Origin of the sequence: Sporosarcina luteola (assembly GCF_023715585.1) — a bacterium.
Taxonomy (GTDB): Bacteria; Bacillota; Bacilli; order Bacillales_A; family Planococcaceae; genus Sporosarcina; species Sporosarcina luteola_D.
This window is the reverse complement of record NZ_JAMBOK010000001.1, coordinates 277942-302913: the sequence shown is the minus strand read 5'-3', so window position 1 is coordinate 302913 and position 24972 is coordinate 277942. Positions and strand designations below refer to the sequence as shown.

General features: G+C 45.5%; 25 protein-coding genes. All 25 read right to left on the bottom strand.

What is annotated here, in order from left to right; genetic code table 11:
• Window positions 1-123: 123 nt before the first annotated feature.
• The 25 genes from fliE to smc all read right to left on the bottom strand — a co-directional run bounded on the left by fliE (window position 124) and on the right by smc (window position 24972).
• Window positions 124-432, bottom strand: a complete 309-nt coding sequence (gene fliE / locus M3193_RS01620; protein ID WP_251623977.1) for a flagellar hook-basal body complex protein FliE — start codon at window positions 430-432, stop codon at window positions 124-126.
• Window positions 433-454: 22 nt separating this feature from the next.
• Entirely contained in the window at window positions 455-916 is a 462-nt protein-coding gene (flgC, locus tag M3193_RS01615) for a flagellar basal body rod protein FlgC (RefSeq protein ID WP_251623975.1), read from the bottom strand.
• Window positions 917-918: 2 nt separating this feature from the next.
• On the bottom strand, window positions 919-1311 hold the full coding sequence (gene flgB / locus M3193_RS01610; protein ID WP_251623973.1) for a flagellar basal body rod protein FlgB: 393 nt from the start codon (window positions 1309-1311) through the stop codon (window positions 919-921).
• Between the two features lie 296 nt (window positions 1312-1607).
• On the bottom strand, window positions 1608-2384 hold the full coding sequence (codY, locus tag M3193_RS01605) for a GTP-sensing pleiotropic transcriptional regulator CodY (protein ID WP_251623971.1): 777 nt from the start codon (window positions 2382-2384) through the stop codon (window positions 1608-1610).
• A gap of 83 nt (window positions 2385-2467) precedes the next feature.
• Window positions 2468-3871: an ATP-dependent protease ATPase subunit HslU gene (gene hslU / locus M3193_RS01600; RefSeq protein WP_251623969.1), complete on the bottom strand. Its 1404-nt coding sequence runs from the start codon at window positions 3869-3871 to the stop codon at window positions 2468-2470.
• On the bottom strand, window positions 3868-4413 hold the full coding sequence (hslV, locus tag M3193_RS01595) for an ATP-dependent protease subunit HslV (RefSeq protein ID WP_251627171.1): 546 nt from the start codon (window positions 4411-4413) through the stop codon (window positions 3868-3870). The genes hslU and hslV overlap by 4 nt, the downstream gene beginning before the upstream one ends.
• A gap of 9 nt (window positions 4414-4422) precedes the next feature.
• Window positions 4423-5340 (bottom strand): tyrosine recombinase XerC, encoded by a 918-nt coding sequence (gene xerC / locus M3193_RS01590; protein WP_435372008.1) that lies wholly within the window; start codon window positions 5338-5340, stop codon window positions 4423-4425.
• A gap of 311 nt (window positions 5341-5651) precedes the next feature.
• Window positions 5652-7727, bottom strand: coding sequence for a type I DNA topoisomerase (topA, locus tag M3193_RS01585; protein ID WP_251623966.1), 2076 nt, complete (start codon window positions 7725-7727; stop codon window positions 5652-5654).
• A 171-nt stretch (window positions 7728-7898) separates the two neighbouring features.
• Window positions 7899-8783, bottom strand: a complete 885-nt coding sequence (gene dprA / locus M3193_RS01580; RefSeq protein WP_251623964.1) for a DNA-processing protein DprA — start codon at window positions 8781-8783, stop codon at window positions 7899-7901.
• A 70-nt stretch (window positions 8784-8853) separates the two neighbouring features.
• Window positions 8854-9756 (bottom strand): succinate--CoA ligase subunit alpha, encoded by a 903-nt coding sequence (gene sucD / locus M3193_RS01575; protein ID WP_251623962.1) that lies wholly within the window; start codon window positions 9754-9756, stop codon window positions 8854-8856.
• Between the two features lie 18 nt (window positions 9757-9774).
• Entirely contained in the window at window positions 9775-10935 is a 1161-nt protein-coding gene (gene sucC, locus M3193_RS01570) for an ADP-forming succinate--CoA ligase subunit beta (protein ID WP_251623960.1), read from the bottom strand.
• Between the two features lie 127 nt (window positions 10936-11062).
• Window positions 11063-11362 (bottom strand): EscU/YscU/HrcU family type III secretion system export apparatus switch protein, encoded by a 300-nt coding sequence (locus M3193_RS01565; protein WP_251623958.1) that lies wholly within the window; start codon window positions 11360-11362, stop codon window positions 11063-11065.
• Window positions 11359-13149 carry a hypothetical protein gene (locus M3193_RS01560; RefSeq protein ID WP_251623957.1) on the bottom strand — a complete coding sequence of 597 codons (1791 nt, stop codon included), beginning with the start codon at window positions 13147-13149 and terminating at the stop codon, window positions 11359-11361. Before M3193_RS01560 ends, M3193_RS01565 begins: the two co-directional genes overlap by 4 nt.
• Before the next feature lie 6 nt (window positions 13150-13155).
• Window positions 13156-13926, bottom strand: coding sequence for a ribonuclease HII (locus M3193_RS01555; protein WP_251623956.1), 771 nt, complete (start codon window positions 13924-13926; stop codon window positions 13156-13158).
• Between the two features lie 179 nt (window positions 13927-14105).
• Window positions 14106-14984: a ribosome biogenesis GTPase YlqF gene (ylqF, locus tag M3193_RS01550; RefSeq protein WP_251623955.1), complete on the bottom strand. Its 879-nt coding sequence runs from the start codon at window positions 14982-14984 to the stop codon at window positions 14106-14108.
• 18 nt (window positions 14985-15002) lie between these two features.
• Entirely contained in the window at window positions 15003-15560 is a 558-nt protein-coding gene (gene lepB / locus M3193_RS01545) for a signal peptidase I (RefSeq protein ID WP_251623954.1), read from the bottom strand.
• A gap of 133 nt (window positions 15561-15693) precedes the next feature.
• Window positions 15694-16038 carry a 50S ribosomal protein L19 gene (gene rplS, locus M3193_RS01540; RefSeq protein ID WP_251623953.1) on the bottom strand — a complete coding sequence of 115 codons (345 nt, stop codon included), beginning with the start codon at window positions 16036-16038 and terminating at the stop codon, window positions 15694-15696.
• A 264-nt stretch (window positions 16039-16302) separates the two neighbouring features.
• Window positions 16303-17046, bottom strand: coding sequence for a tRNA (guanosine(37)-N1)-methyltransferase TrmD (trmD, locus tag M3193_RS01535; protein ID WP_251627169.1), 744 nt, complete (start codon window positions 17044-17046; stop codon window positions 16303-16305).
• Window positions 17046-17561, bottom strand: a complete 516-nt coding sequence (gene rimM / locus M3193_RS01530; RefSeq protein WP_251623951.1) for a ribosome maturation factor RimM — start codon at window positions 17559-17561, stop codon at window positions 17046-17048. Before rimM ends, trmD begins: the two co-directional genes overlap by 1 nt.
• A gap of 156 nt (window positions 17562-17717) precedes the next feature.
• Window positions 17718-17951, bottom strand: a complete 234-nt coding sequence (locus M3193_RS01525) for a KH domain-containing protein (protein ID WP_251623949.1) — start codon at window positions 17949-17951, stop codon at window positions 17718-17720.
• Window positions 17952-17966: 15 nt separating this feature from the next.
• A complete protein-coding gene (rpsP, locus tag M3193_RS01520) occupies window positions 17967-18239 on the bottom strand; it encodes a 30S ribosomal protein S16 (protein WP_060209070.1) in 273 nt (90 codons plus the stop codon).
• Window positions 18240-18557: 318 nt separating this feature from the next.
• A complete protein-coding gene (ffh, locus tag M3193_RS01515) occupies window positions 18558-19913 on the bottom strand; it encodes a signal recognition particle protein (protein ID WP_251623948.1) in 1356 nt (451 codons plus the stop codon).
• 12 nt (window positions 19914-19925) lie between these two features.
• Entirely contained in the window at window positions 19926-20258 is a 333-nt protein-coding gene (locus M3193_RS01510; protein WP_251623947.1) for a putative DNA-binding protein, read from the bottom strand.
• A gap of 135 nt (window positions 20259-20393) precedes the next feature.
• Complete coding sequence (ftsY, locus tag M3193_RS01505; protein ID WP_251623946.1) at window positions 20394-21380, bottom strand: signal recognition particle-docking protein FtsY; 987 nt, start codon at window positions 21378-21380, stop codon at window positions 20394-20396.
• 34 nt (window positions 21381-21414) lie between these two features.
• Window positions 21415-24972 carry a chromosome segregation protein SMC gene (smc, locus tag M3193_RS01500; protein ID WP_251623945.1) on the bottom strand — a complete coding sequence of 1186 codons (3558 nt, stop codon included), beginning with the start codon at window positions 24970-24972 and terminating at the stop codon, window positions 21415-21417.

Sequence of the window (24972 nt, the reverse complement as noted above, 5' to 3'; positions counted from 1 at the left end):
GCAAAGCGTTGCGAGCACATCGTTGCTCTACCGTCACGAAGAACGGAGTTTTGCGAGCAATAGCAAAGCGTTGCGAGCACATCGTTGCCCTATTGGTAGGGGCCTAAACGGTCGCCTTCGCTTTTAAACTGGCATTCTAATTATTTCCTGGTACGCTTCAATAGCCTTGTTCCGTACTTCCATTGTCGCACTCAATGCGATGGAAGCTTTTTGAGCTGTAATCATGACATTATGCAAATCGACATCTTCCCCTAAAACGAGTTTTTGGGTCATTTTATCCGATTCGATCTGTTTGATGTTCACGTCCTGTATGGCATTTTTTAAGAACATACCGAAACTTTTCTGCGATTCAGAAGGTGTCGGCTTGGGGCCATCATTTACTTTCAGTAGTCCTGGCACAATTCCTGCGCCTTGAATAGATTGTATAGGCATTAGTCATCCTCCATTCAGGTCGTTATTTCCCTATCTCAAGTGCTTTCATTAACATCGCTTTGTTTGCATTCAACACTGTCACATTCGCTTCATAAGATCTGGTCGCTGACATTAGGTCAATCATTTCCCTTAACGGATCCACATTGGGCATTTGAACATACCCTTCACCGTTAGCGTCCGGATGGCTAGGATCATAGACAAGCTTGAACGGTGTTTCCCGATCTTCACGAATGCGGGCAACTGTCACTCCGTAACCCGCCGCTCCTCTATCTTGGCTTCCCATTGCTGCTTGCAGCATTGAAGAGAATCGTCCTTCCATCGGTTGGAAGCTGACCGACTTCCGTCGATACGGCTGCCACTCGCCGTCTACCATCTTCCCTCGTGTCGTTTCAACATTTGCCATGTTGGAAGAGATAACGTCCATCCTTAGCCGCTGGGCTGTAAGGGCCGATGCAGAGGTGTTGAGACTATGGAAAATAGACATCGTTATCGGCCTCCTTTAATAACATTTTGAAGAGAGTTGAATTTGCTGTTCAGACGATCAACCAACGCATTATAGTAAATCTGATTTGCCGCTAGATCTGCCTGCTCCTTGTCCATATCAACGCCGTTTCCATCCTGTCGATAATTATAACCGGCATATTTGGCTATACCCGGTTTTGATAATTTTGAAGAAAAATCAAAATGCATTTCATTTGTACGATATGCATTAAAAGCCTCACTTTTTGCTTCGTCCATCATTTGCTTGAAATTGACATGTTTCGACTTATAATTCGGCGTGTCGATATTTGCTATATTTTGCGAAATAACTTTTCCTTTTGCAGAAGAAAAATTCAAACCTTGCTCCAACAGTGAAATCGTTGATCCATAAATGTTCATTATCTATTTCACCTCTAGTTGTTTTATCGTTATATATGAAAGATAACCTTTTCTATTAAACTTTCAATTAAAACACATATCTTATTGTATCGGATTTTGGCGAACTTTGTCCATCATATTAATCAAAATAGATTAGGTCAAAACAACCCTTTTACATCACCACAAACGCGGCATTTATAGTTCTTAGGACTAATATCATAACCCGGAAGAAAAGTAATACTCCCTATTTCTTTATTCTGCAACTTCTTCACAAAAAAATAACACTCCGGCATTCTCAACCGGAGTGTAATAATTTGTTAATTTTTTTGATTTTCAAGCTCTTCAAGGAATTTGTTGTTCAACACTTTAATGTACGTACCTTTCATGCCAAGTGAACGAGATTCGATAACACCGGCGCTTTCAAGTTTACGTAAAGCATTGACGATAACGGAACGTGTAATCCCTACACGGTCTGCAATTTTCGAAGCGACAAGGAGACCTTCATTGCCATTGAGCTCTTTAAAGATGTGTTCAATCGCTTCGTGTTCACTGTAAGACAATGAGTTGATAGCCATTTGAACGACAGCTTTGCTACGAGCTTCAACCTCAATTTCTTCGGATTTTTCACGAAGGATTTCCATACCGACTACTGTTGCGCCGTATTCAGCAAGAATAAGGTCATCTTCAGTAAATTTCTCTTTTAGACGCGCAAGGATTAGTGTTCCAAGACGCTCGCCGCCGCCAATGATTGGAACGATAGTCGTCAAGCCATCCTTGAATAGTTCGCGCTCTTCTTCAGGGAAGACCGAATAATCACTGTACACGTCAATATTTGAAGACGTTTCATTTATTTCGAAAAGTTTTTGCGTATACTCTTCTGGGAATTTACGCTCCTGGAACATTTGCTTCATTCGTTCATTGTCGATTTGATGATGGATTTCAAGGCCCAGCAATTTTCCTTTTCTGCTGACGATGAATGCATTACATTCAATGACAACACTTAATTTCTCGGCCATTTCTTTAAAGTTTACAGGTTTTCCAGCTGTTTCTTGAAGCATTGCGTTGATGTTTCTTGTTTTCGTTAATAAAGACATAATTACTTTTCCTCCTAATAGTACCTTATGGGTTTAAGAATATTCTAAAGCTTTTCAATCATTAATCAAACAAAAACGCTCCATTATAAGATATAATGTGACAAATCTTTGTTTTTTACGATATCTTTCAACTTTTCATCGACATAGGCAACAGTTATCTTGATCGACGAAGGTCCAATTTCAGCAGCTTCATACGATAACTCTTCCAGCAATTTCTCCAATATCGTATGCAGCCTTCTTGCACCGATGTTTTCTGTATTGTCATTCACATCGAACGCAATTTCCGCGACCCTCTCGATGGCCTCTTCCGAGAATTCGATTATGACATTTTCCGTCGCCAATAGTTTTTCGTATTGCTTGATCAATGAAAAGTCAGGTTCTTTCAAGATCCGGACAAAATCATCTTTCGTCAGCTTTTCGAGTTCTACGCGAATCGGAAAACGACCCTGGAGTTCCGGAATTATATCGGAGGGCTTTGACATATGGAATGCACCAGCCGCGATGAAAAGTATGAAATCCGTTTTTACGGGACCATATTTCGTTGTCACCGTAGAGCCTTCCACGATGGGAAGTATGTCCCTTTGGACGCCTTCCCTTGATACATCGGCAGATGACCCGCCACCGTTGCCTCGGCTTGCGATCTTGTCCATTTCATCGATGAAGATGATGCCTGATTGCTCAGCGAGTTCAACAGACCTTCTTGCGATCTCATCATGATCGATCAATTTATCCGCCTCTTCGGCTTGAAGGATTTTCCTTGCGTCTTTCACCTTCATTTTGCGTTTCGTCATCTTTTTAGGCATTAAAGAAGATAAAGCATCCTGCATGCTTGCACCCATTTGCTCCATTCCCGAACCTTGAAGTGCATCAAACATGGAAGGCTGTTGGGAGGAGACTTCGACAGTAATCGATTGCTCCTCCAGTTCACCATTTGCGAGGCGTCGGGCAATTTCAGACCGTTTCCGGCTAATATCATCCGCTTCCTCGGGACTGTTTTCATCCTCATCGGTCTTCTGTCCAAAAAGCATTTCAAAAGGGTTCTGCATATTGACTTTGCGCTTCTTTTCCGGAACGAGCAATTCGACAAGTCGTTCTTCAGCAAGCTTTTCCGCCTGGCCTTTAACGGACTCCCGCATTTCCTCCCGAACGATGCGGACGGCCGACTCGGTTAAGTCCCTCACCATCGATTCGACATCTCTGCCTACATATCCAACTTCCGTGAATTTCGTTGCTTCCACTTTAATGAACGGAGCATTGACAAGCCGTGCGATTCTTCTCGCTATTTCCGTCTTCCCAACGCCTGTCGGTCCGATCATCAAAATGTTCTTAGGGATGATCTCCCTTTTTTCCTCATCTGTCAAAAGGCTTCTTCTGTACCTGTTCCGGATTGCGACGGATACCGCTTTCTTCGCAGCGTCCTGCCCTACAATATATCGATCCAGGTAAGCAGTAAGCTCTCGCGGGGTCAATTCCTGCTTCTTATTCATTTGAGTACCTCCACAATTATCCGATCATTTGTGTAGACACATATTTCCGCCGCCGTCTCTAGTGCAGCCTTTGCAATCTGCTCGGCGTCGAGTGTATCACCGCTATATTTTTTGAGAGCACGTCCGGCCGCCAATGCATAATTCCCACCTGATCCGATCGCAAGTACGCCATCATCCGGTTCAATCACTTCACCGGTTCCCGAAACGAGCAGAAGCTTGTCCTTGTCAGCGACGAGCAGCATCGCCTCCAATTTCCTCAAGATGCGATCACCTCGCCACTCTTTCGCCAATTCCACAGAGGCCCGCTCCAGATTGCCATTGAATTCGCCAAGCTTGCCTTCGAACAACTCAAAGAGGGTGAAAGCATCAGCGACAGACCCTGCAAATCCTGCAATTATCTTCCCGCCAAAAAGCCTTCGGACTTTTTTAGCGGTATTTTTCATGACAACGGATTCCCCCATTGTCACTTGTCCGTCACCCGACATGGCACAAACACCTTTGTGCCGGACGGCAAAGATTGTTGTAGAATGAAATTCCATCAGCTCATCCTCCTAAGCCCGCGGATGTGTTTTCATATACGTTTTCCGCAGATGCTCTTTCGTGATATGCGTATATACCTGAGTCGAAGATAAATGACTATGTCCAAGCAATTCCTGTACTGTTCTCATGTCGGCACCATTTGACAGAAGATGCGTAGCAAAGGAATGGCGAATCATATGCGGATAAATTCTTCCTGGGATAGATGCCTTCTCCATCATTGCATTCAGCACATGGCGTACACCCCTGTCCGTAATCGGATCACCGCGCAAATTCACAAACAGTGCATGATGACTTTTCTTCTTCATAAGCATAGGACGACTTTTATCCATATAGGATTCAAGAGCATCCTGAGCGAAGCTTCCGAATGGGACATAACGCTCTTTCCTGCCCTTGCCCATCACTTTCACAATGCCGAGTGAATTATCGATGTCGCCCAATTCGATGGATGTCAGCTCACTTACCCGGATTCCGGTGGCATAAAGCAGTTCTAGAAGCGCGCTATTGCGTAATGATTTCGGATCTTCCCCAGTACATGTTTCAAAGAGCGATTCCAATTCCTTTTCATAAAAAAAAGCCGGAAGCCGTTCTTCCTTCTTTGGATGGTGCAATAAACGGAATGCATTATCATTTATCCCGAATCGAGCATTGCCAAACTTATAAAAAGAACGAATGGATGAAATCTTCCTTGAAATCGTCTTTCTGGCGAAACCTTTGTCATACAAAGTTGTTATATACAATCTTGCTTCGGGATATTCGACATTGTCCAGGTCAGAAATTCCTTCTTGGGATAAAAAGGAGAGGAACTCGTGAATATCATTGCTATATTCCGAAACTGTCCGGGAGGAATAGTTCTTTTCGAGGCGTATAAAAGATATGTATTCGTCAAGAACGTCCTTAGGACTATTTCGTTGCAAGTGTTTCACCCCCATATGAATCACTCTGTCAATTATAACAAAATTGGAACATGTTTGAATAGTGGTTATTTTTACCGTTTTGACCCGCTTGATCTTCACTATTAATCGAATAGGAGAACTAATTCGGAAATTCAAAAGTCATCCACGATTCACTATAACGCAAACTATATTGTTCCGGCAACATAATCGTCTTAGGTTGTCAGACATCTACTGTATTTTTAGACACAGTTTGTTCAATTTTTAGGTGATCTACACAGTAAAAAGCTGCACAATGCGGATTTTTCTCCTACATGTGCAGCTGAAGTATACTCAAACGCCTCTACTTCTTATTCTTGTGCATCCTCTTTATAATCGCATTCCGTACATTGAATTTGCACGCCTTTTTTCAGTCTTTTTTCAACTAATGTGTGTTGACATTTCGGGCACGGCCTAGCAATCGGTTTATCCCATGATACATATTCGCATTCTGGATATCGATCGCAGCCGAAGAAGATCCTTTTCGTTTTGCTCTTCCTCTCGACAACCTGACCTTCTTTACAGGATGGGCAGGTGACTCCGATTGGTTTGATGATTGCTTTTGTGTTTCTGCAATCAGGGAAATTTGAGCAAGCCATGAATTTACCGTATCTACCCATTTTGAACACCATTGGAGAACCGCATTTCTCGCAATCCTCACCGGCAGGCTCATCCTTGATTTCGATTTTCTCCATCTCTTCGTCGGCAACTTTGACATGCTTCTCGAATTCTTTGTAAAATTCATCAATGACTTTCTTCCACTCAATCTCGCCTTCTTCAACATCATCAAGGTTTTTCTCCATATCGGCAGTGAACTTGATGTTAATGATATCGGGGAAGTATTGATTCACCGCTTGGTGGACGATCTCTCCAAGCTCTGTCGGAACGAACCGTTTAGCGTCCAACGTAACGTAGCCCCGTTTTTGGATTGTGTCGAGTGTAGGCGCATATGTCGACGGCCGGCCTATTCCAAGCTCCTCTAACGTCTTGACAAGACGAGCTTCTGAATACCTCGGAGGCGGCTGCGTGAAATGCTGCTTCGGATCGATTTCGTTCCCTTTCACGTGCTCTCCTTTTTCTAACGGAGGCAGAATGCGGTCCTTCTCCTCTTCTTGGTCGTCTTCACCTTCGATATACACTTTCATAAAGCCTGGAAATTTAACTTCTGAGCCTGTCGCCCTGAACTTAACGTCGCCATTCATCAGATCCGCCGTGACCGTGTCAAGCACTGCAGGCGCCATCTGACTAGCCACGAAGCGCTCCCAGATCAATTTATAAAGTCTGTGCTGATCGCGTGACAAATACTGTTTCATCGCTTCAGGCGGCCTCATGACCGAGGTTGGTCGTACAGCTTCATGCGCATCTTGCGTATTAGCCGATTCTTTGGATTTCACCTTCGACGTGGCGATGAAATCCTTGCCGTACATCGTTTCGATGAAGGAGACGGCTTCTCCTTTTGCACCTTCTGATATTCGCGTTGAGTCCGTTCTCATATACGTAATGAGACCAACGATGCCTTCTTTGCCGGTATTGATTCCTTCATAGAGCTGTTGGGCAAGCATCATTGTTTTTCTTGCTCTGAAATTCAATTTGCGCGCTGCTTCCTGTTGCAGGGAAGATGTTGTAAATGGAGGGGCTGGATTCCTTCTTCTCTCCTTCTTGACAACATTGACAATCTCGAATTCATCACCAGACATTTTTGAAAGGACTTCATCGACTTGCTTTTTGTTTTCCAGCTTCATTTTCTTCTTGGCATCGCCATAGAAGGAAGCCTCAAACGTTTTGCCATCTTTAGTGAACTTTCCGCTGATGCTCCAATATTCTTCGGGTACGAACGCCTTTATTTCATTCTCCCGGTCGATGATCAATCGTAATGCGACCGATTGCACACGTCCGGCGGACAGTCCCTTCTTCACTTTCTTCCATAGGATCGGGCTAATATTATAGCCTACGAGTCTATCCAATATCCTTCTTGCCTGTTGGGCATCTACCCGGTTCATATCAATAGGCCGCGGGCTTTTGAAAGAATCTTTTATGGCATCTTTTGTAATTTCATTGAATACGACGCGGCAATCCGAGTTGATGTCCACACCTAGTTGGTGTGCCAAATGCCATGCGATTGCTTCCCCTTCCCTGTCGGGGTCAGCTGCGAGAAAGATTTTCTTCGCTTTTTTAGCATCCTTTTTCAACTCTTGCAATATAGGGCCTTTCCCGCGAATCGTGATGTATTTCGGTTCATAATTGTTTTCAGTATCCACGCCCATCTGACTGCGGGGCAAATCCCGCAAGTGTCCGATGGAAGCACGGACCTTATACTTCTTGCCTAAGTAACGTTCAATTGTTTTCGCCTTGGCGGGCGACTCAACAATAACTAAGTAATCTGCCATTTATCATGTTCCTCCTCATAGAGGTTCCCTTTTTGTACATCCGCAGGGCTGTCTCTTATTCTTGCCCATTCCGGATCTTGGTGATTCCGGATGTAAAAGGATATCTGTTGCAAAATGTATAACAGATTCGAATTAAAATCAACCTTTTCAATAAAAGGAGTGTTTTACCCGTCATGGAAAAGAGCAGCTTTCAAGCGCTTGAAAGCCATTCCAGATAGGCTTTGCACCTTGTTCAATCAATTTATTCGGCCCAAGGGATAAAGCAGAGGTAATCGGCCCGGGAACCGCGTAAATAGCCTTCCCATGCTCAAGCGCATGATCGACGGTACTCATTGTTCCGCTTTTCTCCTCAGATTCTGTGATAATGACAGACTCCGACAAGCCGCTGATAATCCTATTCCTCATCGGAAACGTCCATTTCGCGGGTCTCATATAAGGAGGATATTCCGTCAGCAGTAAATGGCGTTCACCTAGTAATCTTGCAAGCTCTTTGTTTTCATGAGGGTACAGATGGAATAGACCATGTCCAAGTACCGCAATCGTCTTTCCGCCAAATTGGATTGCAGATTCATGCGCCATGGTATCCGCCCCTTTCGCGAGGCCGGAAACGATGACCGCTCCCTGATCGACAAGCGGAGGAACGATGAAAGAAAGCGCTTCCTTGGAATAGTTGGTGGCTTTTCTGGAACCGATGATTGCCACCTTCTTTGAAGCATCCAAAATTGTTGGATCACCTTTTACATAGAGGACTGTTGGAGGGTCGACCAGCCATTTCAACGGCTTCGGATACGCCGGATTCGTAATTGGAATAGGGATGATTTTCTCTCGTTGATAAAGAAGGGGGAAAGGAGTTTGTTCATGCCGTTTCAACTGTCCATTCAACTGGACGGCTTTCGATTTGGGGATTTTAAGAAATGCCGCCAGTTCGTTAGTGCAATGAGTGAACAGATGACGAAGATCGGGGTCCATCTTCAAGATTTCCGTTACTTTATTAAATGGGACGGGATAGACATAATGCAAGGCAAGCAACTTTCGGTCGACGTCTGTGAGTAACACAAGATTCCTCCTTCATATTCCAGATATGCAAAAGAACAGCATGCAGTTATCCTGCATGCCGTACTGTGCCTCAATGTGTTTTACATTTTTCGTAAAGCCCTTTTTCTTTAAGTACTTTGATCAATGTTTCACCGATGACGGAAGGCGTGTCAGCCGTTTCAACACCTGCAGCGTTAAGTGCTTTAATTTTCTCTGCAGCTGTTCCTTTACCACCGGAGATAATAGCGCCGGCATGACCCATACGCTTCCCTTCTGGCGCTGTTTGTCCGCCGATGAAGCCGACAACAGGTTTTGTCATGTTCGCCTTCACCCATTCAGCTGCTTCTTCTTCAGCTGTACCGCCGATTTCACCGATCATGACGACCGCGTATGTTTCTGGGTCTTCGTTGAATTCTTTCAGTACGTCGATGAAGTTCGTTCCGTTTACAGGATCTCCGCCGATACCGACAGCTGTCGTCTGACCGATGCCTGCTTGTGAAAGCTGATGAACAGCTTCGTACGTCAATGTCCCTGAGCGGGATACGACGCCAACGTGGCCTTTCGTATGGATGTAGCCTGGCATGATACCAATCTTACACTCATCGGATGTAATGACACCCGGGCAGTTTGGTCCGACAAGACGTGTTTTCTTGCCTTCCATGTAGCGCTTCACTTTTACCATGTCAAGAACCGGGATATGTTCTGTAATACAGATGGCCATATCCAATTCCGCATCGACAGCTTCCAGAATCGCGTCTGCTGCAAACGGAGCCGGAACGTAGATGACAGAAACATTTGCTCCTGTCGCTTTTACGGCTTCTTCAACTGTATTGAAGACAGGTACTCCTTCAACTTCCGTTCCGCCTTTGCCCGGTGTTACACCGCCGACGATTTTCGTGCCATACTCAAGCATCTGCTTCGTATGGAAAAGTGCTGTTGAGCCTGTAATTCCTTGTACAATCACTTTTGTGTCTTTATTAATATAAATTGCCATCGTTTCTCCCTGCCTTTCTTAGCCTACGAGTTCAACAATCTTTTGTGCACCGTCCGCCATTGTGTCAGCAGCGATGATATTCAATCCTGATTCGTTCAATAGCGCTTTGCCTTTGTCTACGTTCGTGCCTTCCAAACGTACAACTAGCGGCACTTCAAGGCCGACTTCTTTCGCAGCAGTAATAACACCTTCCGCGATTACGTCACATTTCATGATGCCTCCGAAAATATTGACGAAGATTCCTTTGACATGCTCGTCAGAGAGGATGATTTTGAATGCTTCCGTCACTTTTTCAGCTGTAGCGCCGCCCCCAACGTCAAGGAAGTTGGCCGGTGATCCGCCGTAGTAATTGATTGTATCCATCGTCGCCATCGCAAGACCTGCACCGTTTACCATGCAGCCGATGTTGCCATCTAGGGATATGTAGCTAAGGTCGTATTTGGAAGCTTCGATTTCTTTCGGATCTTCCTCGTCGAAATCGCGTAATTCGACAATATCTTTATGACGGTATAGTGCGTTGTCATCGAAATTGAATTTTGCATCCAATGCTAGTACATTGTCATCGCCTGTAACGACAAGCGGATTAATTTCAACGATTGATGCGTCTTTCTCAGCAAATACTTGGTAGAGTCCTAGCATGAATTTCGCAGCTTTATTCACAAGATGTGTAGGGATGTTCATATTGAATGCCATGCGGCGCGCTTGGAAGCCTGTAAGGCCGACGACTGGATCAATGACTTCTTTGAAGATCTTTTCAGGAGTCTCTTCAGCGACTTCTTCAATGTCCATTCCGCCTTCTTCAGACCCCATGAGAGTAACGCGATCTGTAGCGCGGTCGAGTACAAGACCTAAATAATATTCTTTTTTGATATCTGATCCTTCTTCGACAAGAAGTCGTTTAACTTCTTTACCTTCAGGGCCTGTTTGATGGGTTACAAGGGTTTTGCCAAGTAGCTCTTTCGCATACTCGCGCACTTCATCAAGATTTTTGGCGATCTTAACGCCACCCGCCTTGCCACGCCCGCCAGCATGGATTTGCGCCTTGACTACGATTACGTCCGTACCGAGTTCTTTTGCCGCTTTTACAGCTTCATCGGGTGAGAAAGCTACCCGACCATTTGAAACAGCAACGCCATAATCTCTGAGCAGCTGCTTTCCTTGATATTCATGGATATTCATCTTACATCCTCCATTCGAACTTGTAGCTCATAATTTACTGCCGTATCCATTGTAGTAAAGATGTAAAATAATGTCCACACTTGTTGTAGCCATATAAGCATTTTTTGATATCTTTTGATAGTTTCCGTCAGTTTTCCCTATTATTCTTCTGAGAGCCATGCTCCCGGTCCACTTGGTAAATATAAGCAAACACTTCTGCAACAGCTTGATATAGTTGTTCGGGAATTGTTTCATCCACTTCCAGCTGCCCAAGCAACTCCACAAGAGTCGGATCTTCCTGTACCGGAACATCGTGTTCTTTCGCCTTCTCCAAAATATTTTCTGCAACCTTCCCTTTTCCTTTGGCGACAACCTTCGGGGCATCCCCTGCATTCGGATCATAAGAAAGCGCAATCGCCTCTTTGCGGGTATGTTTCTGTTCTGTCATATCCTGAAGTCCACTCCACCCTGTTCAGACATCCAATCATTCCGTTTTTTCGTTTCTCTAGTACCTTCTGCTTCAAATTGTTTAAATGTGACTCCTGACAATCGATAATCTACCGATTCGAGGCCATCCCTCAATTTCATTTGCAAAAGACCGCCAATTTCCCGCAATTGAAGGTTTTCGTTGAAAACAGTTAGCGCGACGACCCGATTTTGAACTTGCATATCGACAACTGTCTTGTCGATCGATTCCAGTTCCAAATAAAACAGGATTCGGGCGAAATCCGCATCGATCTTGCCATCCGCCTTCTTTCTCCCATTCCATTGAATCGTTGCATCGACTCGTTTCCCGAGGAATTCCAGGGGCAGCTGCATGACAATCTGTTGGTTCAGGCCTGTGTCACCGGACTGTATGATTGAGCCATTCATTCTCGCAATTATTGTCTCTGCCGCATCGCGCAATACAGGAGATACTGCGCTGTCATGCAACAGCGCAACCAATTGAGGTTTCAGCATGTCCATCGTCTTTCCGATATCCTGATTTCCACTTAGCAGTCCCGCTTCATAATTGAAACCGAGAGATTTGAAAAGGTTTTGCATGACTTCTTTCATCACCTTGCCATCAATCGCTTGTTCCACCACCGTTTGGGCTCCTTGCATTAGCTCCTTTGCTACTGGCAACGGGGATTGCTCCATCATACGATACAATTCCGGAGTTTTTGCGCGAGCATCATCAGGCAGTAATAACTTGAAGGCAGCTGAGGATTCATCATCCGTGAATGGCATGGATTGGATATGATCCGCAACTAGACGAATGATTTTGCCGGCTTGTTCACCAGCTTGATAGTTCCTCGTTTCGACCGATCGATTATGTTCAATTTCCTCCAGTAAGCCGATCAGCTGCAACTTAGTAGACTGTTGTAAGACAGGGTCGTTTTGAACCAACTCTTTCATTTGTCCTGCTCCCGCCATCCGCTCCGCCATGTTCGTATCCATTATTGTTTGTATATTGGCAAGTGTCGTGCTTGGCGGCATGATCCCCGAGCTCTTAAGCATTTGCAATACTTGGAACCGCTCCTCACGGGGTATACGATCATCAAGCAACTTTAGAACAGCCCCACTAACCAATGCTTTTTCCGCAGCAGAAACTGTTATCCGGCTTGCATCAGCAATCGTTGCAAGGATTCTTTCCTTTGATTGCGTCGGTATGTCTGTGTCGGCGAGCAATACATTTCGCAAAGCAATCAAGCCATCGTGCAAGCCTTCCTTTTTCTCCACCCCTAAAAGTGATTGGAAATTAAACTCATTTAGCGGTAGTTTCAATTCCACCAATTTCCGGATAGAATCAAGAGCTTCGCTTTGAACCGATGGCGGAACGGTTTTTAAAAGATCTGCAGCATTCAGCAAGGTATCCTTGGAAACAGGGAGTCTCTCCTTCAAAAAAAAATTTAGTACAGAAATGATTTCCTGTGATTTTGGAAGTTGCATCGAGTCTAACAAGCTGGTCATTTGCTTCGCTTGTCCTTCCGTTGCTTGTAAAGGGCCGGACACGACTTTGATTTGCAGTTCAGGGGTGACCGACTTCACTTGAAAGTAATACGCGTCGCCCGCTTTCATGGGCACTTCCAGTTTGGCCATCAATTTCTGGCCACCGATCTGCACTTCGGCCATCTGTCCCGGGTAAAGCTGTTTTATGTGCCCGTGGAACATTTGTCCTTCCCGCATTGTCAACGGTGGCTGCGATACAGGGATGGACTGGTTGCTCAAGCGGGGAATCGATGGATTGTTCATCCTAGGTCACCTTCCTTCCAAAATCGATTTGACAGGCTCAAAGGTTTTTCTATGGTGATGGCACGGTCCGTGGAGATGGAGGGCTTCCACGTGCTCGGCAGTGCCATAACCGACATTCTTGTTGAAGTTGTACATCGGGAACTCATCGTGAATACGATTCATCAATCGATCCCTCGTCGTCTTTGCGAGGATGGAGGCTGCAGCTATGGAAAGACTTTGAGCATCCCCTTTGATGATGGATTCAGATCTGCAGCCGACTTGAAGCTTCATGGCATCCGCCAAAACGATTTCCGGACGGGTTTCTAAAGCATTCACTGCCTTCTCCATAGATTCCCGAGTAGCGGCATAAATGTTCATTTCATCGATTCTTTCCGCTGATTGAATATGTACTGAATAGCTGATTGCAACTTCCTTAATGATCACAGATAATCGATCTCTTTCTTGGATGGATAGCTTTTTTGAATCATTGAGACCTAGCAGACCGTTTGCTTCTTTAGGCAAAATGACTGCGGCACAGACCACAGGGCCTGCCAATGGACCTCTTCCGGCTTCATCCACCCCTGCGACAAGCGTTCCGTCGTATGACTTAAAACTGTTGTCAAAGTTTATTTTTTCTTGGAGCAATTGTTCCAATTGCTGTTTCTTTTCATAATTGCGATACCATTTTCGCAGTTCTGTTTTGACACCTGCGCGATGATCGTCTTCTAGTTTATTCATCCACGGTTCTGGGTCGGAAGTTTGTTGCAGCATTTCGGCTATTTCTTTGATTGTTTTCATCTTTTCACCTTCTATTATGTATAAGCAATATAAATGGGTTTTCACTACAGGTCGACGCTTTCCAATCGAACGGCGAACGGTTCGATTTGCCGTACTTCAGACAAACATTCTCTTTTTATATCGGACAGGATTTCTGATTGTGATTGTTATTCAATAAGAAAAGGTCGATTGTCACGGGATTAGTCCGTGACTTCATCGACCTGTTTTGATAAATCTGATGTGAAATCGAAAGTCAGCTTGCCAAGCAGCTCACTGCGGATGTCTTGGACAATCAGTTCAGCCACTTTGTCATAATCGATTTCGCCGCCTTGTGTATACGTCTTTCGGGATTCGCCTATGGAATGGAATATCTTTTGGATGTCCTCACCTACAGCTGTAATGCCATACCGCTTTTCAAGCCGATCCGGATAATGCTCCTCAAGAAAGCGGAGTCCGAAGACTGCCAAGTTTTCCATATTGACGATCGTATCCTTAATTGCACCTGTCAATGCAAGTTTATACCCTACGGCTTGGTCTTCAAATTTCGGCCAAAGGATTCCCGGCGTGTCGAGCAATTCCAGTTCCTTCTCGAACTTAATCCATTGCTGTGCTTTCGTGACACCCGGCTTGTTGCCTGTCTTTGCAATGTTTTTCTTCGCAAGCCGGTTGATCAACGTAGACTTCCCGACGTTGGGGATCCCGACGATCATGGCGCGGATTGCTCCTGGTCGAATGCCCCTCTTTTTCAGCCGCTCAATTTTTGGAGCCAATATTTCCTTCGCTGCCTTTGTTACGGTCTGCAGCCCTTTTCCTTCGAAGGAATTTATGGCGACAGCCCGGATACCTTCCGATTCGAAGTGTCTGATCCACCGCTCCGTCTCCCTCTCGTCAGCTAGGTCCATCTTATTCAAAATGAGCAGTCTCGGTTTTTGCTGGATAACTTCATCGATCATCGGATTTCTCGATGATAGGGGCAATCGGGCATCGATCAATTCGAAGACGATGTCGACGAGCTTCAATTGTTCCGTCACTTCACGTCTGGCTTTTGCCATATGGCCTGGAAACCATTGTATGGTCATTGTTTCATCCCCCTTCCTTCAGTCCACCTTGCCGAAATCACTGATCGGCCAGAATATGAATTTTGTGCTTCCTATGATTTCATCGATCGGCACTGCACCGATATGCCTGGAATCTTTACTTTTTCGGCGGTTATCGCCCATAACGAAGACATGGCCTTCAGGGACCGTCTGCATTCCGATTTTCTCTTCTAGTGTGAAATCTTCGGTCAACGTGCCATCTGGAATCTCGGCTTTATATTGATCAAGATACGGTTCCTCATATGGTTGATCATTAATGTAAAGAATATCGTCCTTATACTCCACTTTATCTCCCGGGAGACCGATGACCCTCTTAATATAATCCTTCTTTTCAGGGGCATGGAAGACGACGATATCAAAACGTTCGGGTTTTCCGAGTGTGTAACCGATTTTGTTCACAATCATTTTATCGCCATGTTCAAGCGTGGGCATCATTGAAATGCCATCCACAACAATCGGTGTGAATAGAAATATACGGATGATTGCCGCTAATCCAAACGCAATTAAAAGCGCCTTGATCCATTCCCAAGTTTCATTTTTCTTTTTCTGTTCATTCATCACAAAGCCTCCTGCCAAGTCACTACCTTCATTGTACATTCTATTCAGTATGGAGGCAAAAAGAAAGGAGACCATCTTTTTGGTCTCCTCATGAATAGGAAACAGCGGAGATGCAATCCCCGCTGTTTGAATTTTATCGGATTTCTTTGATACGTGCAGCTTTTCCGCGAAGGTTGCGAAGGTAGTACAATTTCGCACGACGGACTTTACCGCGACGAGTAACTTCTAGTTTAGCGATTTTCGGTGTGTGTACAGGGAATGTACGTTCAACACCTACACCGTTGGAGATTTTACGGACTGTGAATGTTTCACTGATTCCGCCTCCACGACGCTTGATGACAACTCCTTCGAAGAGCTGGATACGCTCACGCGTGCCCTCAACGATTTTCACGTGCAAGCGGACAGTATCCCCAGGACGGAAATCAGGATGATCTGAACGAAGTTGGTCTTTTGTTACTTCTGCAATAATGTTTTGCATGTTTTTCTCTCCTTATCCACAGATGCTCTTGCACTTGTTGCCTTTGCAGCGGAACACCAGTCAGTATGTACTTCCAATAGAAGTACATAGTAGATATTATCATAAAGGGATGGCATGTGCAAGCCTTAAAAGTTGATTTCCGCTTCAGCCGGACGCTTTCCGCGGGCACGGCTTCAATCTCCTCGTCACTTCGTTCCTGCGGGGCTTTCAGCTCGTGCTGTTCCCGCCGGAGTCGCCGGCTTCCGCTACAATCAACGGAACTTCCTATCGATCGGATTCCTCACTAATTAGCTGCTTTAATACTTTCTGTTGGTGTTCTGTTAATGGAGCTTCTTCGAGAAGATCTCTTCTGCGTTCGAATGTGCGTTTTAGTGATTGTTCTTGGCGCCATTTTTCGATTTCGCCGTGGTTTCCTGATAATAGGACGTCAGGTACTTTCATGCCATTGAAATCGGCAGGTCTTGTGTATTGAGGATGCTCGAGGAGTCCTGTCGAGAATGAATCGTGGACAGGGGAATCTGTATTGCCCAAAACATTCGGCAAGAGTCTGACGACGCTGTCGATGATTGCCATGGATGCAATCTCCCCGCCTGTCAGAACGAAGTCGCCGAGGGATATCTCGTCTGTAACGAGATGTTCTCGAATGCGTTCGTCATAGCCTTCGTAATGCCCGCAGAGGAAGACTAGATGTTCTTCCCTTGAGAGCTCCTCGGCCTTTTTCTGATTGAATCTGGCGCCTTGAGGGCACATGAGGATGACTCGCGGTCTCTTCGACGTATCGAGAGCGAGGGATTCGACCGCCGCAAAGAGCGGTTCGGGCTTCAACACCATACCCGCGCCGCCGCCATATGGATAGTCGTCCACTTTATGATGCTTGTTACCGGAGAATTCCCTGAAATCCGTCACATTGAAAGAAACGGCTTCGTTCTCCTGCGCCTTCTTCATAATGGAGGAGTGGAGAACACCTTCGAACATTTCCGGAAACAGCGAGAGAACGTCTATTTTCATCATGACAGCAGACCTTCCATCGGCTCGATAATAATTTGTTTCTTCTCAATATCAATTTCTTTGACAACATCTTCGATATACGGGATGTAATGCGACTTTCCAGTCTTCGGTGTGACAGTCCACACATCATTGGCGCCTGTCGCCAGTATATCCGTCACTGCACCGAGCTCTTCACCAACATCCGTATAAACAGTGCATCCGATGATTTCATGGTAGTAAAACTCCCCTTCATCAAGATCACCAAGTTGCTTTTCGGAAACTTTCAATAAACCATCCCGATACTTCTCAACATCATTGATATTGATATGGCCTTCAAACGTGAGGAGGTCGAAGTTCTTATGGCGGCGATGGCTTGCTACAATCAATTTAATCGGTTTTTTTTCATTCGGCATGAATAAAGAGAGTTCATTTCCGACTGCATATCTTTCATCCGGGAAATCGGTACGCGAGATAACGCGCACTTCTCCTTGTATTCCATGTGTGTTGACAATTTTACCAACGTTGAACCATTGCATACAATACACCTTCCTTTTCATTAGGGACTTGGATGCATTCCTTAAGCTTAAGTAGACAAAAAAGGAAGGAACATGAGCTCCCTCCTTTTTTGTGTTGGTTTCTCAGGGACGGCATTAGCCTATCCGTGTAAACCCGTTGTCCAAGACTGATTTTCATCATTCGATGATATCAAGGTAAACTTTCTTACCGTGGCGACTTCCTGCTGCTGAATAAACAATAGTACGTATCGCCTTGGCGACACGCCCCTGCTTTCCGATCACTTTCCCCATATCTTCAGGATTAACGGAAAGTTTGTAAGTGACACGATGATGTTGCTCATCCTTGTCGACCTGAACGTCTCCGGGATGATCGACCAAAGGTTTGACAATCGTTTCAATCAGCTGCTTCATGTCCACCCCTCCTGATTATTTACCGTATTTAGCGTTGTGGAATTTCTCCATGATGCCTTGTTCTGAGAACAGGTTACGAACTGTATCAGATGGTTTAGCACCGTTTTGAAGCCATTTAAGAGCCAATTCTTCATCGATTTTCACTTCAGCAGGTTTTGTAAGCGGGTTATAAGTACCTACTGTTTCGATTTGACGGCCATCACGTGGTGAACGTGAATCTGCTACAACAATACGATAGAAAGGAGTTTTCTTTGCTCCCATACGTTTAAGACGAATTTTTACTGACATTTTTTCTTGCACCTCCGAATAGTTTCACACAAGATAGTATATTATCAAGGTTTTTCATGTTTGTAAAGTGTTTTTTCTTAACACCTTGAAATTGCGTTGATTTCCGCTACAGGCGGACGCTTTCCGCGGGCTTGGCTTCAGCCAATCGAACAGCGCAAGGTTCGATTGGCCTTAATTTCTGCGCCTTTTGCAGAAATTAAGGCAGCCTGCTCGTAACGCTACGCTTTTACTCGCAAAAGCCGTTCTTCGTTACGGCTTTGGCAGGAGTCGCCGCCTTTCGCTTCAATCAAAGAAGCTTCCTAGAATCAAAATTAAAATTTACCTAAATAAAGAGTCGAAACCAGGCATTTTCATTTTCTTTTTGCCTTTTTGCTGCATGTTGGTCATTTGTTTGACCATCTTTTTCATGTCTTCGAATTGCTTCAATAGACGGTTCACTTCCTGGATAGAAGTTCCTGATCCTTTCGCAATCCGCTTACGTCTGTTTGCATTGATGATTTCGGGTGTTGTGCGTTCAGCAATTGTCATCGAACGGATGACTGCTTCGACGCGCCCCATTTGGCTTTCATCGACTTGTGCATTTTCAAGCCCTTTGATTTTGTTCATTCCCGGCATCATTTTCAATATTTCATCAAGAGGGCCCATCTTCTTCACTTGCTGAAGTTGGTCCAAAAAGTCATCAAGTGTGAATGTTTGCGTGCGGAACTTCTGTTCTAGTTCCTTCGCCTTCTCCTCATCGACATTCTCCTGCGCCTTTTCGATGAGTGACATGACGTCACCCATCCCTAGAATCCGAGAAGCCATCCGCTCGGGATGGAACGGTTCCAAGGCGTCCATCTTCTCGCCCATACCTACGAACTTGATCGGTTTCTGCGTAACGGAACGGATGGATAATGCAGCGCCTCCGCGTGTGTCGCCGTCCAGTTTCGTGAGGACGACTCCTGTAATGCCAATTGCTTCGTCGAACGACTTTGCCACATTGACGGCATCCTGCCCTGTCATTGCATCGACGACGAGGAATACTTCGTCAGGCTTACTCAATTCCCGGATATCCTTCAATTCCTGCATGAGGTTTTCATCGACATGCAAACGGCCCGCCGTATCGATGATAACGACGTCGTGATGTTCCTTTTCGGCTTCTGCAATCGCTTGGCGTGCAATTTCAACCGGAGAGACATCCGTGCCCAATGAAAATACCGGCATCGTCAATTGTTTTCCGAGCGTCTCCAACTGTTGGATCGCAGCTGGACGATAAACATCCGCCGCCACAAGAAGCGGCTTCTTATTATGGCGTTTTCGAAGAACTGTCGCGAGCTTGCCCGTCGTCGTTGTTTTCCCTGCCCCTTGCAGACCGACCATCATGATGACTGTCGGTGATTTCCTTGCGAACTGGATCGGATTCTGTTCTCCGCCCATCAAATTCGTCAATTCGTCTTTGACGATTTTCACGACCTGTTGGCCGGGTGTCAGGCTCTTCATGACGTCCTGCCCGACAGCACGCTCACTGACCGTCTTGACAAATTCTTTTACGACTTTCAAGTTAACGTCTGCTTCGATAAGTGCAAAACGCACTTCGCGCATCATTTCCTTGACGTCGGCTTCACTGATCTTTCCTTTGCCCTTTATTTTTTGAAGCGTCCCTTGCAGGCGCTGGGCCAAACCTTCAAATGCCATGCACAGAACCCCCTATTCATGATCTTTCAATGCGTTCAGCAACATCTGTACTTCACTGGATGCTTCATCATTACTGAACACATGCTGTTCCAGCTTCTCGATAATCTCCATCCGGTTCCGGAATTTGGAGAAAAGCTTCAATTTTTCTTCGTAGTCTTCCAGCATAGCTTCTGTTCTTCGGACATTGTCGTAGACAGCTTGTCTCGACACTCCGTATTCTTCGGCAATTTCACCGAGAGACAGGTCGTCTAGGTAATAGAGCTGCATGTAAATCCGTTGTTTTTCGGTCAACAGTGTCTGATAGAAATCATAGAGGAAGTTGACGCGTGTTGTTTTTTCAAGCATAGCGCTTCGCCCCCTCTGCTTATCTTAGTATGCTTGAATTGAACTGTCAAGTAAATTTACTTGATGCATTTATCTCCTGACCGAAGTGACCCGAGCAGTTGCCTTCCGAAGCTCGACTACAAAGATGGAGAAATATTACTCAGCTTCTTTTTCAAGGCCTTCAGCGAAGAGTCCGTAAACATATTTCTCCGGATCAAATGGCTGCAAGTCATCCATGCCTTCACCAAGTCCTACAAATTTGACCGGAATTTTAAGTTTATTGCGGATCGCTAAAACAATTCCGCCTTTCGCAGTCCCGTCAAGCTTTGTAAGAACGATTCCAGTGACATTCGTAGCCTCTTTGAACGTCTGCGCCTGGATCAATGCATTTTGGCCAGTCGTCGCGTCCAGTGCGAGGAGGACCTCATGAGGAGCACCTTCGATTTCCTTGCCGATTACTCGATGTACTTTCTCGAGTTCGTTCATCAGGTTCACTTTGTTTTGCAACCTGCCGGCAGTATCGCAAATCAGTACATCCACCTTCCGGCTTTTTGCAGCCCGGATTGCATCATACATGACAGCGGCAGGATCGGAACCTTCCGATTGTCTAATCACTTCGACGCCGACACGATCGCCCCAAACGACTAGCTGATCGATCGCCCCTGCCCGGAATGTATCTCCAGCCGCAAGCATGACGGTCTTTCCTTCTTCTTTAAGACGTGCTGCAAGCTTCCCGATTGTCGTTGTCTTTCCTACTCCGTTGACGCCTACCATCAAAATGACAGTCAAATCATCTTGCATATTCAATTCGGTGTCCAGTTCTTCTCCAGCTTTATATATTTCCACGAGTTTTTCAGAAATGACCGATTGGATGCCCTCGGTGTTCTTAATGTTTTTCCTTTGAACTTCCCATCGTAATTGATCGACAAGCTCCATGACTGTTTCGACGCCAACATCCGCCTGCAACAGCAGTTCCTCAAGCTCTTCGAAAAACTCCTCATCGACCTCACGGAAACGTGCCACAAGGTCATTCACTTTAGAGGTGAATGAATTCCTGGTCTTCGAAAGGCCGTCCTTGAATTTTTCAGTTACCGTTTCATTGGTGCCCGTAATTTTCTCTTTCAGCTTCTTAAAAAAAGTCAAATCGACTCTCTCCTTTTCCTGATACTATTGAAGACTATCCCAACACTTCAGCGGGAACTTCGGAGAGCTTCACGGAAATCAGCTTTGATACTCCCGACTCCTGCATTGTGATTCCATACAAAACATCCGCCCCTTCCATCGTCCCTTTCCTATGGGTGATGACGATGAATTGAGTGTTATCCGAGAACTTCTTCAAGTATTTACTGTAACGGATGACATTCGCTTCGTCGAGCGCCGCTTCGACTTCATCCAAAATGCAAAATGGTACAGGCCGCACTTCAATGATTGAAAACAGCAATGTGATTGCCGTAAGCGCTCTTTCACCGCCTGATAACAGGCTCAAGTTCTGCAACTTTTTGCCTGGTGGCCTTGCAACGATCTCAACCCCTGTTTCCAGCAGGTTGTCAGGCTGTGTAAGGATCAAGTCCGCATCCCCACCACCAAACATTTCTTTAAAGACGACATGGAACCGATTCCTTACCGCATTGAACGTCGTACTGAACCGCGCTTCCATTTCACGGTCCATTTCAGACATTGCATCATTGAGTGTATTCTTCGCCTCCAGAAGATCGTTCCGTTGTTCAGTTAAAAACGCATGACGCTCAGAAACTTCTTTGAACTCCTGAATTGCACTCGGATTGACGGAACCGAGCGACTCGATCTCGCTTTTTAATTCGTCGACCCGATCTCTTGTTGCATCCACGTCAAAATCGCTCCCGGATTCGAAATCAGGATAAAGTCCATACTCATCCAAAAGGCGATTTGTGATGGATTCATATTTCACTTCAAGACGCGAGACGGCAACATTGATTTCATTCAGAGAAGAGACCGCCTTCCCTTCATCGTTGCGAATATTTTTCAGCAATTCCGCCTGCTTTTCGAGCGCAGATGCAATTTTGCTCCTGCTGTTACGTTCCCCAGACAGGGATTGTTCAATCGAAGACTTCTCCTTCGTAGACCTTTCTATCTGCGCCGCGATTTCCTCTGGCGTTAGATCGATGCCTAATTCATGTTCGGTGTAAATATCCCGATCTACTTCCAAGGCGGACATCTTTTCTTCTAATTGAATAAGTGTTTGCTCCATATCGAAAATTGTCGCCTGTTGGTGCCCTTTCTGTTCGCGTAGGATGGCCGCCTGCTCACGAAGCTCACTATTTTTGGTCATCAGGGCCGCTTCCTCGTTCCGTCGATTTGCAGCCAACCGCTCAAGTGTTTCCACTTCTGTTTGAGTGGAATCGAGTGATGATTTGATCGATTCGTGGCGTTCGAGCAATGCCTTTTTCCTATTCAGTAGTTCCGCACCCACGTTTTCCGAGCCGGCGATTCCTCTTTCGGCTAACGAGATTTCAGACTCGATCGCCCTGATTTCCATATTCAGTTCACGTAGAGCTGAATCTTTTGAAACCAATTCCTGCCTTAAGGAATCCCTTAGATGACGATATCTTTCCGTATCATGCATATGCTGGGCGACAGCCATCTTTGAATCACCAATTTTGCTGTTTGCCATTTCAATAGAATTAGTCATTTTCTTAAGTTGGGCGCTGAGCGTCTCCAACTCCGCTTTTCTGGAAAATACGGTCGACTGCCCTTTCGCTCCACCCCCGGTAAGGGAACCACCGGCATTCACAACATCTCCGTCAAGTGTTACTATACGGAATTTATATGCTAGCATCTTGGCAATAGCGGAAGCTCCGGCCAGCGTTTTTGCAACGATGGTCATGCCAAGAAGATTTTCAGTGATGATTGAAAAGGCTGAATCTGTCTTCACAAGTTGATCAGCCGTTCCGATAAACTCCGGATGTTGCTCCACAATACGGAGTGACGCAATTGGGATTTTCCTGGATTTTATGACATCACGCGGCAAAAACGTCGCACGACCGGCGTTTCTCTGCTTCAAATATCCGATCGCATTTCGAGCTTCCGATTCCGTAGTTGTGACGATATGCTGCATCGCACCGCCTAAAGCTGTTTCAATCGCTTTAATATGGGGATCATCCACAGTAATGAGTTCTGCAACAGCCCCATCAACACCAGCCAGCTTGCCTTCTTTTGCTGCAATGAGTACGGCTCTGACGCCTGAATAGAATCCTGAAAAATCCGCCTCCAAACTTTGAAGCGCTCGCAATCTCCCCTGCATTTCGGACTGCTTGTTCATCGCATTTTGCATGAATTGCTGCTGGATTCCCAGTTCTTCTTCCGACTCGCGATATAATTTTTCGGATTTACTAAATGCCGATTCCGCTTTCTCCAATTTTTCTTGCAAGGAAGAAAGCTCGGCAGATTGGATAGACCTTCTTCCCTGTAACTCTTGAAGCTTGCTCTTTAACAAGGAAGTTTGTTCCGATATGCGGACTGACGAAGTCTTTTCCCCTTGCATCCGTTCTTCAATATGCTTCAAGTCATTCCGGATCGTCGCTTCTTCGTTCAGCATTTCAATATAGGATGACTTCAGTTCATCAATTTCCTCTTCGGTCTCTTTTGCCGATCTTTTCAGGATTTGCGCAATTTCATTTATCTCCGAATTAATTTTGTCCAAAGAAGATCCTGTAATGGCCAATTTCTCTTTCGCCGCGGCCAATTTAACAACAACGTCTTCTTTACCCTTTTTCACATCTGCCAACTCTTGGCGGATCCTATTTAGCTGCTGCTCCGAATTCTTCTGCTTTTCAAGCGATAATAGCCGGCGCCCTTCCCACTTCTCAGCTTCAGCACTAATTTCCACCAACTGTTTTTGGAGTGACTCAATATTTCGGTCGATTTGCTCTAAACGAATCTTGTACGCATTCGATTCTTGCTCAACTTTGGCGATCTCCGCCACCAATTGTTCGCGATGCAACCTTTTTTCTTCGATCAGCTCAGTTTTCGCAATGATTTCCTCACGTAATTTCGCTCCATCGTAATTCAGAAGACGGACATCAGCTTCCCTGATTTCTGTTGAGAGCACTAGATGTCTTTCTGCCGCTTCCGCATTCTTTTCGAGTGGACCGATTCTTGAATCAAGTTCTTTAAGGATATCCAGTACACGATCCAGGTTGTCCTCCGTTTCGAAAAGCTTATGCTCTGCCTTCCTCTTCCGTGTTTTATATTTCAAGACACCCGCTGCCTCGTCAAAAATACTGCGTCTATCTTCAGGCCTGCTGTTTAGGATTTCGTCGACACGGCCTTGGGATATGATAGAAAACGCTTCCTTACCTAACCCTGAATCCATGAAGACATCATTGATGTCCTTCAAACGGCATTGTTGACCGTTCAATAAGTAATTGCTTTCTCCCGAACGGAAGACCCGGCGGCTGACGCTGATTTCTGTGTAATCGAGCGGGAAGAGCCCATTCGTGTTATCCAGGATCAGAGTCACTTCCGCAAAATTCAGCGGTTTTCGGGAATCACTGCCTGCAAATATAACATCCTCCATTTTTGCACCGCGAAGGGATTTGGCGGATTGTTCACCGAGCACCCAACGGATTGCGTCGGTGATATTGCTTTTTCCACTGCCGTTCGGTCCTACAATGGCTGTTACGCCTGGTACGAAATCGATGCCAATCCTGTCGGCAAATGATTTGAAACCAATAATTTCAACTCTTTTTAGAAACAC